11 protein-coding genes are annotated in these 13,865 nt (G+C 62.8%); 3 read left to right on the forward strand and 8 right to left on the reverse strand.

Annotated features, from left to right (window positions below; all coding sequences use genetic code 11):
* The first annotated feature begins 227 nt into the window (after window positions 1-227).
* The 3 genes from AC56LY_RS13705 (at window position 228) to AC56LY_RS13715 (ending at window position 2,697) form a co-directional block, all read left to right on the forward strand.
* A complete protein-coding gene (locus tag AC56LY_RS13705) occupies window positions 228-692 on the forward strand; it encodes a universal stress protein (protein ID WP_499580365.1) in 465 nt (154 codons plus the stop codon).
* Window positions 693-835: 143 nt separating this feature from the next.
* Window positions 836-1,480: a response regulator gene (locus AC56LY_RS13710; protein WP_499580367.1), complete on the forward strand. Its 645-nt coding sequence runs from the start codon at window positions 836-838 to the stop codon at window positions 1,478-1,480.
* 422 nt (window positions 1,481-1,902) lie between these two features.
* On the forward strand, window positions 1,903-2,697 hold the full coding sequence (locus AC56LY_RS13715) for a Crp/Fnr family transcriptional regulator (protein WP_499582047.1): 795 nt from the start codon (window positions 1,903-1,905) through the stop codon (window positions 2,695-2,697).
* 69 nt (window positions 2,698-2,766) lie between these two features.
* Here the strand turns inward: AC56LY_RS13715 and AC56LY_RS13720 are convergent, their stop codons facing one another.
* The 8 genes from AC56LY_RS13720 to ahpC form a co-directional block, all read right to left on the reverse strand.
* A complete protein-coding gene (locus AC56LY_RS13720) occupies window positions 2,767-3,519 on the reverse strand; it encodes a hypothetical protein (protein ID WP_499580369.1) in 753 nt (250 codons plus the stop codon).
* 83 nt (window positions 3,520-3,602) lie between these two features.
* Window positions 3,603-4,253 (reverse strand): ligase-associated DNA damage response endonuclease PdeM, encoded by a 651-nt coding sequence (pdeM, locus tag AC56LY_RS13725; protein WP_499580371.1) that lies wholly within the window; start codon window positions 4,251-4,253, stop codon window positions 3,603-3,605.
* Complete coding sequence (locus AC56LY_RS13730; RefSeq protein ID WP_499580373.1) at window positions 4,250-6,709, reverse strand: ligase-associated DNA damage response DEXH box helicase; 2,460 nt, start codon at window positions 6,707-6,709, stop codon at window positions 4,250-4,252. The genes pdeM and AC56LY_RS13730 overlap by 4 nt, the downstream gene beginning before the upstream one ends.
* Window positions 6,706-8,340, reverse strand: a complete 1,635-nt coding sequence (locus AC56LY_RS13735) for an ATP-dependent DNA ligase (RefSeq protein ID WP_499580375.1) — start codon at window positions 8,338-8,340, stop codon at window positions 6,706-6,708. Before AC56LY_RS13735 ends, AC56LY_RS13730 begins: the two co-directional genes overlap by 4 nt.
* The gene (locus AC56LY_RS13740) at window positions 8,333-9,409 is read right to left on the reverse strand and encodes a ligase-associated DNA damage response exonuclease (RefSeq protein ID WP_499580377.1); all 1,077 of its coding nucleotides are present in this window, start codon (window positions 9,407-9,409) and stop codon (window positions 8,333-8,335) included. Before AC56LY_RS13740 ends, AC56LY_RS13735 begins: the two co-directional genes overlap by 8 nt.
* 8 nt (window positions 9,410-9,417) lie before the next feature.
* On the reverse strand, window positions 9,418-11,100 hold the full coding sequence (locus AC56LY_RS13745; protein ID WP_499580379.1) for a RecQ family ATP-dependent DNA helicase: 1,683 nt from the start codon (window positions 11,098-11,100) through the stop codon (window positions 9,418-9,420).
* A gap of 484 nt (window positions 11,101-11,584) precedes the next feature.
* Window positions 11,585-13,159, reverse strand: a complete 1,575-nt coding sequence (gene ahpF / locus AC56LY_RS13750; protein ID WP_499580381.1) for an alkyl hydroperoxide reductase subunit F — start codon at window positions 13,157-13,159, stop codon at window positions 11,585-11,587.
* Between the two features lie 100 nt (window positions 13,160-13,259).
* Complete coding sequence (gene ahpC, locus AC56LY_RS13755; RefSeq protein WP_499580383.1) at window positions 13,260-13,823, reverse strand: alkyl hydroperoxide reductase subunit C; 564 nt, start codon at window positions 13,821-13,823, stop codon at window positions 13,260-13,262.
* Window positions 13,824-13,865: the final 42 nt, after the last annotated feature.

Below are 13,865 nucleotides of genomic sequence, written 5' to 3' on the forward strand. Positions count from 1 at the left end.
CAACAAAATGGGCATGAAAACTTAGTTCCGCGACAATTAAAACGTGCAATTCCTGATCGTTTTTATATGCTAGGTGTTGTATTTTGTGATCGCGCTGTTGTTTTCCGTGAGAAAGTGTCGCATCCGGACGGTTACCCGACGTTTGAGCAAACTCAACACTTTGCGTTTTCAACACTGGCCATTCGGCATACAGTCGGCAGAATGGAGAGGCCCTGAGGAGAATCATCATGTACCGAAAAATTCTGATCACAACTGACGGGTCGGCCGTCTCGCAGCACACCGCCTGCGCCGGCGTCAAGTTTGCCCAGCAGTTGGGCGCCGAAGTGCTGGCCCTGTTCGTCGCGCCCGAATACCAGTACCCGGTGTACGTCGAAATCATCCCGCCCTCTTACCCCAGCGAAGAAGACTACGCGGCCCAGATGCGCCGGATGGGCGAAGAGTACATGGGCAAGATCATGCGCTCTTGCGCCAGCGCCAATCTGGCGCACCGTTGCCTGACGGCGTTTTCCGATACGGCGGCGCTCAAGATCGTCGAGGTCGCCGACGAGCAAGGCTGTGACCTGATTTTCATGGGTTCGCACGGTCGCAGCGGCTGGAACCAGCTGTTGCTGGGCAGCGTCACGAACAAGGTGCTGTCGCACACCGCCAAGCCGGTGCTCGTACACCGCTTGATCGCCGAGCCCGCCGTCTGAACCAGACGCGACCGGTCTGTACTTCGCACAAAAGAACACCAGGGCAACCCGCAGTGTTGATAGCAGGACTTGCCCCGATAAACCGTGTTTAATTGAACAACGGTTTTCGGGGTAGGAAAACTCTTAATGTGTGAGGAATCGAAATGGTCAGAATTGTCATCGCCGATGATCACACGATCATGCGCGAAGGTCTCAAACGTATCCTGGAAGGCGCCGAAGAAGTTGACATTGTCGGCGAAGCAACCAACGGGTTCGAGGTGCTGGCCCTGGTGCGCCAGGGCGGCTTCGATCTGTTGCTGCTCGACTTGTCGATGCCCGGGCGCAGTGGTGTCGACCTGATCCGCCAGGTGCGCAGCGAGGCGCCCAAACTGGCTATCCTCATACTGACGATGCACGAAGAAGAGCAGTACGCCGTGCGCGCGATCCGGGCTGGCGCCCAAGGCTACCTCACCAAGGAGAGCGCAGGCACGCAGTTGGTGGGCGCGATCCGCAAGGTCGCCTCGGGGCGCCCCTATATCAGTACCGAAGTGGCAGAGCAATTGGCCCTCAACATAATGGCCCCCAGCGAGCAATTGCTCCACAAGCAGTTATCTGACCGCGAATTTGAAGTATTTTCCCATCTCGTGGGTGGGAAATCGATTACAGAAATCGCCAATGGTCTGCACCTCTCGGTCAAGACCGTCAGCACCCACAAAACCCGCATCATGCAGAAAATGGGGATGAGTTCACTCTCGGAGATGGTGCAGTATGCTGTCGCGCGCCGCCTGCTCTCGCCCATGAAAGCATGAGCACGGGATATGCAGGCCCCCTGCCATGCCCATCATGCGATGTTGCGCAACAACTGCACCAATGGACACGTTTGTCCTGGAACAAGGTTCTGAACTTCCTGTTTACCCTCTCCGCCATTCGGGCAACACCTCTGCCTGGTAGGAATATTCCTACAAACCTACCATCTGTCCTACCTACATATTCAGGCAACGCTGATAGTCTTGCCGGGCTCGTGTTGGCATACTGAATTCACCGTTTCGACTTGCTCGCGATCCAAGTCACGGCGTCAGCCGCTAGCAATCAATGGCATGGCAGATGTGCGTCACCATCGGCTCTGCCGCCGGGGTCGCCTCAAACCCTGAGTTTCTTACCGGAGAAGAGCATGCAGTCTCAGCCACCGTCAGAACCACGCAACGCCAACCAGCCGACCCTGCATTCCCCGATGGAGGCCGGTCGCCAGCGCCAGGGACGACTCTGGTCCAATCTCAAGGAAGTCTGCGACCTGCTGCGCATCCAGGCCAGTGTCTCGGTAAGCTCCGAAGAATTGTTGTTCCAGCACGTCCAGTTCAAGACCGGCCAGCGCGTCCACACGATCGGGCAAGCCTTCGACACCCTGTACATCGTCAACTCGGGCTTTCTCAAGACCGTGCTGATCGACGAATTCGGCAACGAGCAGGTGCTGAGCTTCCCGATGAAGGGCGACATGCTCGGCGTCGACGGCATCCACACGCGCCACTATGCGTCCGAAGCGGTGGCCCTGTCCGACTGCGACCTGATCCTGCTGCCGTTCAAGAAACTGACGGCGCTGGGGCGCGTGCACAACGAGCTCGAGAACATGATGTACGGCGTGATGAGCCGTGAGCTGGTGCGTGAACAAACGATGATCGGCATGCTCGGCGCCCTGTCGGCCGAGGCGCGGGTGGCACGTTTTCTCGTCTCGCTGGCCGACCGCTTTGCTGCAATGGGCTATTCCAGCAAGCTGTTCAACCTGCGCATGACCCGCCACGAGATCGGCAGCTACCTCGGTCTCACGCTGGAAACCGTCAGCCGCACGCTGTCGGCCTTCAACGAGATCGGCATGATCACGGTCGACCAGCGCACGATCGGCATCAAGGATGCCGAATCGCTCAAGACGCTGCGCCGCCTGCCGCCGTCGCGTGCACGCATCAAGGCCAGCGCCAAGCAAAAGGCCGAGCTGGATCAGTCAGGCGACGATCAGGTGCTGGCCACGGCCTGAACCCGGTTCGCAGTACGACCAACGCCCGCCAGAGATGGCGGGCGTTGTCATTGGTACCTACTGTCCTGCTTACTCTTGTTTGTCGAGTGTCAGCACGCCGTCGCTGACGCGCACGCGGTCACCCGTCCGGTAGCCCGGATTGTTGGCGAACTCCAGCACTTGCGTGGTGTCGGTCGTATTCATGCGCACCGTCACGCGGAAGTACTGGCGCTCCGTCGCGTCGCTGGCCAATGGCCGTGGATTGGGCAAGGCGCCCTGCACGGTTTCCACTTTCTCAATAATGCCGCAGCTGGTGCAGTAACGGGCCACGCGCGGACGCTCGGTCGTACGCGGTGCCGGTGGTGGCGCCGCGCCGGGCGCTGCCGCGACGATGCGCGCATCCTTGGTCGCCAGTTGGCGCGTGTCGTCTGCGGGCTGCGCCACGTCGCTGCGCACGAGCGACTCACGCAGTACGCTCGTGGCCACCTCGTTCCCCATGCGCAGCTCAGCGGTCACGCGGCTGTCGGCCTTCAGGCGGTCGCGCGTGCCGATCACATACGAACCCGTGTACTGGCCGGGCTCGACTTCGGTCAGATGCAGCGCACGGTTCGCACCATCGAGGTTCAGCGTGGCGTTCCCGCCCGGCGTGCCGTACAGATCGAACTGCAGGCGGACGCCCTGGTCGAGCCGCGCGACTTCTTCGACATTGAAACCATTGATTGCCGGCGTGGCAGTACGGCTTTGCGGCGCAGGCTGGGCCACGGCAGTGCCGCTGGCGGTCAGCAGCACCGTGGCGGGCGCCATGGCGGCGGCGATGGTACACATCATGAGGCGTAGATTCATTGGCATTCTCCTGGCATCGGCTGAGTCGTGTCCGACCTTATCGCGACCGCAGCGCCGGGTCGGTACGCTGACGTACGAAGCCACTAGCCGACGCCGTGCACCATGTCGCCCGAGGTCACGTAGATGCGGTCGCCCGGCCCCGGTTTGACCGCGTGACCGCCCGTAAATGCGCCGAATGACGGCAGGAGCAGGCCCTGCGTGCCAACGACAAAGCACGGCAGGCGCAGCGCATCGAAGCGCGTGGCCAGCACGTACACCGGATGCACGTGCCCGGCCAGACCGTAACCCGCCGCATCCACACCGGGATGGTGGCAGAACGCAAACGGGCCGATCGCATGCGGCTCGTCGACCAGCTCGATGCCCAACGCATCGGACGGATCACCCGCGTGCAGGTCGTGATTGCCGCGCACGAGCGTCAAGGCCAGGTCCGGGTGGCGCCCGCGCCAGGCCAGCATCGCCAGCTGGGTCGAACTGGCATGGGCCGCCCGCGCATGCAGGAAGTCACCGAGGAACGCGACGTGGCGCGCGTCGTGCTGCGCGACCAGGGCGTCCAGGCCTGCCAGGTTTTCCGAGGTCGTCCCGCGCGGCACCGGCACGCCGAGCGAACGAAACGCCGCCGCTTTGCCAAAGTGGATGTCGGCCACGATCAGCATGCGCCGGGCAGGCCAGTACACGGCCTTCTCGGGCAACAGCAGCAGCGTCTCGCCCGCCACCTGGATAGCTGCATGGGTCATGCGGCCGCCTTTTCGAGTTCGCGCACCATGCGCGCGACGCGGTCGCTCAGTTTCTCGGTGCTGACCTTTTCGCGGAAGCGCTCGACCATCAGCGCGAAGCCGAAGGGCGTGGCGCGCTTGACCTCGCGGTAGGCCACGCGGCGCGCGTGCAGCTCGAGCAGCGTGTCGCGCAGGCGCGTCAGTTCCAGTTCCTGCTCCATCACTTCGCGCTCGGCCTGCGTCAGTAGCAGATTGCCAGCATCGTGCTTGCGAAACACCTCGAAGAACAGCGACGACGACGCCTGCAGTTGCCGGTTCGATTTCGGCTGGCCCGGATAGCCCTGGAACACGAGCCCCGCGATGCGCGCGACTTCGCGAAAGCGCTGCTGCGACAACTGCGTGGCATTCAGGCTGTCGATGACGTCTTCGAGCAGGCGCTCGGTATCGAACAGCGTCACACCCGCCCCGGTGGACGCGTCTAACATGCCTGCCCAGTCCACCGGCTCGGGCGACATCAGCTCGAAGCCATAGTCGTTGATCGCAATCGAGAACGTGATCGGCTGCACGCGCCCGACGCGAAACGCCATCAGCGAGGCCAGCCCCATGTGCACCGAGCGCCCCGCGAACGGGTACACGAACAGGTGATACCCTTCGCGGCTCTTCATCGATTCGAGCACCAGCGTTTCGCTGGTGGGCAGCGCCGACCAGCGCTGCTGGATCTCGATCAGCGGCGCCAGCGCGCGCATCTCGGGGCCGTCGAACACGCCCGCATCAGCCAGCCGGAGTTCTTCCAGCGCGGCGTGCGCCAGCTCGTTCGACATCGGCATCTTGGCACCCTGCCAGCGCGCGATGGCCCCGCGCGTGCCGGTGGCGCGCCGCACGAACGCTGTCAATTCGTGCACGCGCACGAATTCGAGGATGCGCCCGCCGAACAGGAAACGGTCGCCCGGTTTCAGGCGCGAGATGAATGACTCTTCGACGCTGCCGATGCGCCCGCCCGACATGTACTTCACCTGGATCGTCGCATCGGACATGATGGTGCCGATGCTCATGCGGTGCCGGCGGCCGATGGCGGCATCGGGCACGCGATAGACGCCCTCTTCGTCAGGCAGCACGCGCCGGTATTCGGGATACACGGTCAGGCTCTGGCCACCGCGCGCGACAAAGTCGAGCGCCCACTGCCACTCTTCCTGCGTCAGGTGCCGGTACGACCAGGCCTGGCGCACTTCGTCGTACAGTTCTTCGGAGCGAAAGCCCCCGCCCAGCGCCACCGTCACGATGTGCTGGACCAGCACGTCGAACGGCTTGTTGGGCACGTAGCGCCCTTCGATGCGGCGCGCCGCCACCGCCTTGCGTGCGCCTGCAGCCTCAAGCAATTCGAGACTGTTGGTCGGCACCAGCGTCACACGCGACACACGCCCCGGCGCGTGGCCGCTGCGCCCCGCACGTTGCAAGAGGCGCGCCACGCCCTTGGCGCTGCCGATCTGCAGCACGCGCTCGACTGGCAAAAAGTCCACGCCCAGATCCAGGCTCGCGGTGCAGATGACGGCCTTGAGGATGCCGCTTTTCAGGCCAAGCTCGACCCACTCGCGCACCTCGCGATCGAGCGAGCCGTGGTGCAGCGCGATCACGCCGGCCCAGTCGGGTCGCGCCTCGAGGATGTTCTGGTACCAGATCTCGGACTGCGAGCGGGTGTTGGTAAACACCAGCGTCGCCTCGTGTTTTTCGATCTCGTCGATCACGGGCTGCAGCATCTGCAGGCCCAGATGGCCACCCCACGGAAAGCGCGACACGTTCTCGGGAATCAGGGAATCGACAACGATCTTCTTGCGCGTGTCGCCCTCGACCAGCACGCCCGCGTCCGCGCCAAGCAGCACCTGGCGTGCCAGATCGAGATTGCCCATCGTCGCCGAGACGCCCCAGACCAGGAGCTCGGGCCGCCAGCGCCGCAGCCTCGCCAGCGCCAGTTGCACCTGCACGCCGCGCTTGCTGCCCATCAGCTCGTGCCATTCGTCGACGATGATCATGTCGAGATTGCGGAACTGTTCGAGCGCCGCCGCATTGCTGATCATGAGCGTCAGGCTTTCGGGCGTCGTCACCAGGGTCGCCGGCATGCTGCGCGTCTGGCGCGCCCGCTCGCTGGCTTTCGTGTCGCCGGTGCGCGCGCCGATGCGCCACTCGGGCATCAGCTCGGCCGCGGAATCTTCGAGCGCGCGTTGTGTATCGGCCGCCAGCGCCCGCATCGGCGTGATCCACAGAACCCGCAAGCCGGCCTTGTTGCGGCCGGACGCGAGGCCCGCGCGCTGCAGCGCTGCGAACCAGACAGCAAAGGTCTTGCCGGCGCCGGTATTCGCATGCAGCAGGCCCGATTCGCCCTTGAGCGCCGCTTTCCAGACATTGCGCTGGAACGGGAATACCGTCCAGCCACGCCCGGCAAACCAGGCGTCGACCCGATCCTTCACCTCGTTGCGACTCATGCCCTTGCCGCCTCCAGCAAACCCTTGAGCGTGTCGAGTGTATCGGCTTCTTCAACCGGTTTGTCGGTGCGGCGGCGCAGGATGCGGGGAAAGCGCACCGCGATGCCGGCCTTGTGACGGGGCGAGAGCGCGATGCCCTCGAAGCCGATCTCGAACACCATCGTCGGCTTCACCGACCGTACCGGCCCGAACTTTTCGATCGTCGTGCGCCGGATGACATTGTCGACCTGCCCGATCTCGGCATCGGTCAGGCCTGAATACGCTTTCGCGAACGGCACCAGCTTGCGCTCCTCGCCCTCCCCGTCCCAGACGGCGAACGTGTAGTCGGTGTACAGCGACGCGCGCCGCCCGCTGCCCGGCTGCGCGTACAGCAGTACCGCGTCGATAGCATACGGATCGATTTTCCACTTCCACCAGGTGCCAACATCCTTCGTACGCCCGACGCCATACTGCGCCGTGCGCGCCTTGAGCATCATGCCCTCGACGCTGCGCGCACGCGAACCGGCGCGCAGCTCGGCCAGCGCTTCCCAGCTGTCCGCCTCGACCACCGGCGACAGACGCAACTGGCGCTGGTCGAGCTTGGCCACTTCGACTTCGAGCAGCGCGCGCCGCTCATGCTGTGGCAAGCCGCGCAGGTCAACACCGTCCAGTTCGAGCAGGTCATAGCAGCACAGCACCGCAGGCAGTTCGGCCAGCAGTTTGGCGGACAAAGTCTTGCGGCCGATGCGCTTTTGCAGGTCGGCGAACGGCGACGGCATCGCCGCATCGGGCTGCCAGATCAGCACTTCGCCATCGAGCACCATGCCGTCCGGCAGGCGCGCTGCCGCCAGTTCAGGGAACCGCTCGGTAATCAGGTCTTCGCCGCGCGACCACAGGAAACTCTGCCCGTCGCGTCGCACGAGTTGGGCGCGGATGCCGTCGTACTTCCATTCGACGATCCAGTCAGCCGGCTCGCCCAGCGTCGCAGGTTCGGCCGCCAGCTGGTGCGACAGGAAGAACGGGTACGGCTGGCCACCGCGCAGCTTGTGTTCTTCGGCCGACTGCTCGGCGATCAGTTGCAGAAAACCCGTCGCCGTAGGCTTCACGCGCCCATCGGTCCAGCCCATCAGGCGCTGGGCAATGAGTTTGCTGTCCACTGCTGCAATCGCAGCGAGCGCGCGCGTGACGAGCAGGCGCGAGACGCCCACACGGAAACCGCCGCCAATCAGCTTGACCAGCAGGAAGCGCTCGCGCCAGTCGAGCTCATTCCAGTAGCCGAACAGCGCCTCTCGGATGCGGCCCGGATCGGCGCCGCGCAACGGGCCAATGCGCTCTTCCATCCACTCGGCGAGGCCAACGTCGGAGCGCTCGGTCGGTGGTGGCAGGATGTGCGCGATAGTTTCGGCGAAGTCGCCCACGGCTGCATATGACTCGTCGAACAGCCACTCGTCCAGCACGGCGTACTCGATGGCGTACTGGCGCAGCAGTTTGGTCGGCACCGCCTGGCGCGGCTTGCCGCCGGCCAGGAAGTACACGGCCCACGCCGCGTTCTCGGGCGCGGCATTGGAAAAATACGCCTGCAGTGCTTCGAGCTTGCGGGTGGTCGACGTGGTTTCGTCGAGGTCGGCGTAGAGGCGGGCGAATTCACGCATCGGCTGCTCCTGCCGGCGTCTGGGGCTCAACCGTTTCCGCAGGCGCGATCGATTCCTTCGGCGCGCCATCCGATGCGGACTCGCCCGCCTCCTCGTCGCCGTATTCGGTCTCGAAGCCGGATGCTTCAAGCCCGTTCTGGTTCAGCCAGCGCACGAGTGTTGGAATCGAACCGTGCGTGACGATCACGCGCTCGGCCTCGGTGGCCTTGATGGCGCTCATCAGCCCTGGCCAGTCGGCATGGTCCGACAGCACGAAGCCGCGATCGACCCCGCGCCGGCGGCGCGCGCCGCGCAGCAACATCCAGCCGCTGGCGAAGGCATCGCTGTAGTCGCCGAAGCGCTTCATCCAGGTGGAACCACTGGCCGATGGCGGCGCGATCACCATCGCACGCCGCAGCAATGCCTTCTCGACGTCGGTAACCAGCACGGTCGGTGGAATGTCGACACCTTCGGCGCGGTAGGCACGGTTGAGCGGCTCGACCGACCCGTGGCAAACGATCGTGCCGATGCTCGGGTCGAGCCCCGCCAGGATGCGCTGCGCCTTGCCGAACGAGTACGCGAACACGACGCTGCAACGGCCCTCGTCGGCATTCTTGCGCCACCAGGCGTTGATCTCGGCCATCAGTTCGGCCTCGGGCTGCCAGCGGTAGATCGGCAAGCCGAAGGTGGATTCGGTAATGAACGTGTCGCAGCGCACCGGTTCGAACGGCGCGCAGGTTTTGTCCGGCTCGACCTTGTAGTCGCCCGATGCAACCCAGACTTCACCGCCGCATTCCATGCGCACCTGCGCAGAACCCAGCACGTGACCGGCCGGATGCAGTGAAATCTTGACGCCGTTGTGCGTGACCGACTGGCCGTATTCCATCGCGTCGACCGTGATGTCGCCCAAGCGCGACTTGAGCACGCCAATGCCTGGCGCAGCGGCCAGGTAGTGGCCGTGGCCGACGCGCGCATGGTCGCCGTGCGCGTGCGTGATCACGGCGCGCGGCACCGGGCGCCATGGATCGATATAGAAATCACCCGGTACGCAGTACAGGCCCTCCTTGCGGACAACGACCATGTCTCCCATGGCCATCCTTACGCCGGGGTGAGGAAGTCGACCATGAAGGTCCGGCTTTCTCCATCGGCAAAATCGAGCGTGATCTGGTCGCCGGCGACGGCGGTCACGACACCTTCACCATACTTCGCCGAGCAGGCACGTGCGCCGACGGCGAACTTCGGCGCCGGTACCTCGGCCACCGGCTCGTGATCGAACTCGTCGTCACGAATTTCAATGCCTTCGGTCAGCGACAGCGCAGGGGGATTGAGGCAGTTGTCGCACTTGCAGCAGTTCTGGAAGCCGGCCACTTTGTCGTCGAAATAGTCAAGGATCAGCTTCCAGCGGCAGAAGCCGCTGACAGCATAGCTGACCATCTGTTCGAGCGCGTGCTTGTCGTGTTCCTGCTTCTGGACGTAGACGGCAGCGAGCTTGTCGAAGATGCCCGGCTTTGGCTCGGCGCTGGTGGCGGTGTATTCGAGCTTGCGGTTCTGGCGAATCAGCTTGGCATCCTTGAGCAGCTTGATGCAGACCTTGATGCTCGAGTCAGCCAGGTCGGCCAGCGCTTCGTCCAGGCGCGCCGGGGTGACGGGACCGGTATCGCCCAGTCCACGCACGGTGCAATGCACGAGTTGCAGCTCCTGCGCGCACGGGTAGTGCTTCATCAGGAAGAACTGCTGCAGGCGCTTGTCGTCCCGCAGGTACAGCAGCGTGCAGGTCGCGTCCAGCCCGTCGCGCCCGGCGCGGCCGGATTCCTGGTAATACGATTCAAGATTCGGCGGAATCTGCAGGTGGATCACGAAGCGGGTATCGCCCTTGTCGATGCCCATGCCGAACGCATTGGTCGCGACCATCACGCGGCGCTCGCCGTCCATGAACAGGTCCTGGTTCTGCTTGCGCTCGGCGGCCGGCAGTTTGCCGTGGTAAATCGTGACCGACTCGCCCGCTTCTTCGAGCACGGCCAGCATGTCCTCTGCCGCCTTGACGGTGGCCGCGTAGACGATGCCGACGCCTTCGGAAGCCTGCACCAGCTGCAGCGCCGCCTGGTATTTTTCAGCGACGCTCGTGACCTGCTGGACCGCGTAGTGCAGGTTCGGGCGGTACACGCCGGTGTTGATGACATTGAGCTTGCGGCCCAGCTGCTTGTTGATGTCGGCAACCACTTCGTCAGTGGCAGTGGCCGTCAGTGCCAGCACCGGCGGGCGGCCGATCGCTTCGATAGCAGCGCCCAAGCCGATATAGGCCGGACGGAAATCGTGACCCCACTGCGAGATGCAGTGCGCCTCGTCGATGACGACGATGTCGAGCTTGACCTTCTGCAGCGTTGCGATGAACTCGGGCGAGACCATGCGCTCTGGCGTGCAGAACACGATCTCGCAGGTTTCCTGCTCGATGGCTGCAATCGCCGCATGTTCTTCTTCAGCGTTCAGGCAGCTGTTGACCTGCACCGCGCGCACGCCGATTTCCTCGAGCTTTTCGAGCTGGTCCTTCATCAGCGAGATCAGCGGCGAGACGACGACCGTGATCCCTTCGAGCATCTTCGCCGGTATCTGGTAGCACAGCGATTTGCCGCCACCCGTGGGCATGATCGCCAGCGTGTCCTTGCCATCAAGGACGCTGTCGATCACGCGTTGCTGGCCGTCGCGCAGCTTGGCGATGCCGAAGACACCGTCGAGGAGGCGCTGGATGGAGTTGCGGCGCACGGCCATGAGGCCGCGGTGCATGAGGGTGGGGTCGTGTCGTGTCATGGTGATATCGACTGTAGGTTGACCGCCCCGACTCGACTATAGGACGCCACCTACTTTGGGCGTAGGAGCGCCACCTTCTGAAAATATTGTCGATTAGATCTCAATTGTGCGACACAAATTCTCAAGAAGGTTTAGTCCTACAGAACGACGGAGTATTTACCGATGCCCAGGGCGCAATTGGCGACTTAAGATGTGATCCACACTCACAGTATTGCCACCACCCAGGAGATTCACCATGCGCCGCCACCCAATGACCTGGACTGCCGTCCATCTGGCCCTCGCCAGCGCTGCCACCTGGTTCTTGCTGGAGTCGGGCGCCATCGCCTCGACCGTACTGTTCTCGCTGCACTAAATAAAAAACGCCATCTTCCACTGGGAAGACGGCGTTCATTGTCATTGCGAGCAAGCCGGTCGGCTCGCTCCAACTTGTTCTGCAGCGGGCCTTTCGGCCCGCGCTTCATCAAGCAGCTTTCTGCTCGTCCTCTTCCAGTTCCACCGGCTGGCGGATCAGGTAGTCAAAGGCTGCCAGCGATGCTTTCGCACCCTCACCCACTGCAATCACGATCTGCTTGAACGGCACCGTCGTCACGTCGCCTGCGGCAAACACGCCCGGCATCGAGGTGTGGCCGCGTGCATCGATTTCGATTTCGCCGTGCGCCGACAGATCGATCGAACCCTTCAGGAATTCCGAGTTCGGGATCAGGCCGATCTGCACGAACACGCCTTCCAGATCGATCCGGTGGATTGCGCCGGTATTGCGATCCTTGTAGCTCAGGCCGTTGACGATCTTGCCGTCACCGTGGATCTCGGTAGTCTGTGCCGATTTGATCACCTTCACGTTCGGCAGCGACATCAGCTTGCGCTGCAGGACCGCATCGGCGCGCAATTCATTACCGAATTCGATCAGCGTGACTTCCTTGACGAGACCGGCCAGGTCAATCGCCGCTTCCACGCCCGAGTTACCGCCACCGATCACCGACACACGCTTGCCCTTGAACAGCGGGCCGTCGCAGTGCGGGCAGTACGCCACACCGTGGTTTTTGTACTCTTTTTCGCCCGGCACATTGATCTCGCGCCAGCGAGCGCCCGTCGCAATGATCACCGACTTCGACTTCAGGACCGCACCACTCTCGGTGTGGACTTCGATCAGGCTGCCGCCCACCACCTTGCTGGCGCGCTGCGTGTTCATGATATCGACGTCGTAATCCTTGACGTGCTCTTCCAGTGCGACGGCGAATTTCGGGCCATCGGTTGCCTTGAGCGACACGTAGTTCTCGATCGCCAGCGTATCGAGCACCTGGCCACCGAAACGGTCGGCCAGCACGCCGGTACGGATACCCTTGCGAGCAGCATAGATTGCTGCAGCCGCGCCGGCCGGGCCACCGCCGACGATCAGCACGTCAAAGGCTTCTTTCTCGCTCAGTGCCGCCGCTTTTTTCGCGCCGCCGTTCACGTCGATCTTCGAGAGGATCTCTTCGACGCTGGTGCGGCCCTGGCCGAAATGCTGGCCATTGAGGAACATCATCGGCACAGCAAGGATCTGCTTGCTTTCAACTTCCTGCTTGAAGACACCGCCATCGATCGTCACGACCTTGATGCGCGGGTTAATCACCGACATCGTGTTCAGTGCCTGCACGACTTCCGGGCAGTTGTGGCACGACAGCGAGATGTAGGTTTCAAAAACATAGTCACCATCCAGGGCAGCGATCTGGTCGATAACCGCCTGCTCCAGCTTGATGGTGTGGCCGCCCACGTGCAGCAGTGCCAGCACGAGGGAGGTAAATTCATGGCCCAGCGGGATGCCGGCGAAACGCACGCCGACATCGGTGCCAACGCGGTTGATCGCGAACGACGGGGTGCGCTCATTGGCTTCCTGGCGCACGGTGATCTTGTTGCTCAGCTCTGCGATTTCACGCAGCAGCTCGTCCATTTCGCGCGCTTTCGGCGAATCATCCAAGGATGCAACCAGCTCGATCGGCTGCACCACTTTTTCCAGATAGGCTTGCAACTGTTTCTTGAGGGTCGCGTCAAGCATGATGGTTTCCTTAAACTCTTTGAATCAATAAATGGATGGCGGTAAAAGCACCGGGCCGCCGCAGCGGCCCGGTCAGGGGGCTACCGAACTACCGTGTTACTTAGATCTTGCCGACCAGGTCCAGCGATGGGGTCAGGGTGTCAGCGCCTTCGGTCCACTTGGCTGGGCAGACTTCGCCTGGGTGAGCAGCGACGTACTGGGCAGCTTTGACTTTGCGCATCAGTTCCGATGCGTCGCGGCCGATGCCGTTGTCATGCACTTCCATGACCTTGATCTGGCCTTCTGGATTGATGACGAAGGTACCGCGCAGTGCCATGCCTTCTTCTTCGATCATGACTTCAAAGTTGCGCGACAGGGTGCCGGTCGGGTCGCCGATCAGCGGGTAGTTCACTTTCTTGATCGCGTCCGAGGTGTCGTGCCATGCCTTGTGAGCGAAGTGGCTGTCGGTCGAGACGCCGTACACATTCACGCCCAGCTTTTCGAATTCAGGCTGGAACGAGGCCAGATCTTCCAGTTCAGTTGGGCAGACGAAGGTAAAGTCGGCCGGGTAGAACATCACCACCGACCAGGTACCCTTGAAGTTTTCTTCGGTCAGGTCGATGAATTTGCCATTCGCGTAGGCGGTGGCTTTGAACGGCTTGATCTGGGTGTTGATAAGGGACATGTAAGCTCCTGTTTTGTGGTTGATGAAACGTATGACAAGCAG

The sequence above is a fragment of the Telluria sp. ZT3P25 genome, assembly GCF_059685895.1.

Coding starts and splice junctions, on each gene's coding strand:
- AC56LY_RS13720 (WP_499580369.1), bottom strand. CDS start 3,519: ATGAATCTACGCCTCATGATGTGTACCATCGCCGCCGCCATGGCGCCC.
- ahpC (WP_499580383.1), bottom strand. CDS start 13,823: ATGTCCCTTATCAACACCCAGATCAAGCCGTTCAAAGCCACCGCCTAC.
- pdeM (WP_499580371.1), bottom strand. CDS start 4,253: ATGACCCATGCAGCTATCCAGGTGGCGGGCGAGACGCTGCTGCTGTTG.
- ahpF (WP_499580381.1), bottom strand. CDS start 13,159: ATGCTTGACGCGACCCTCAAGAAACAGTTGCAAGCCTATCTGGAAAAA.
- AC56LY_RS13740 (WP_499580377.1), bottom strand. CDS start 9,409: ATGGGAGACATGGTCGTTGTCCGCAAGGAGGGCCTGTACTGCGTACCG.
- AC56LY_RS13705 (WP_499580365.1), top strand. CDS start 228: ATGTACCGAAAAATTCTGATCACAACTGACGGGTCGGCCGTCTCGCAG.
- AC56LY_RS13730 (WP_499580373.1), bottom strand. CDS start 6,709: ATGAGTCGCAACGAGGTGAAGGATCGGGTCGACGCCTGGTTTGCCGGG.
- AC56LY_RS13710 (WP_499580367.1), top strand. CDS start 836: ATGGTCAGAATTGTCATCGCCGATGATCACACGATCATGCGCGAAGGT.
- AC56LY_RS13735 (WP_499580375.1), bottom strand. CDS start 8,340: ATGCGTGAATTCGCCCGCCTCTACGCCGACCTCGACGAAACCACGTCG.
- AC56LY_RS13745 (WP_499580379.1), bottom strand. CDS start 11,100: ATGCACCGCGGCCTCATGGCCGTGCGCCGCAACTCCATCCAGCGCCTC.
- AC56LY_RS13715 (WP_499582047.1), top strand. CDS start 1,903: ATGGAGGCCGGTCGCCAGCGCCAGGGACGACTCTGGTCCAATCTCAAG.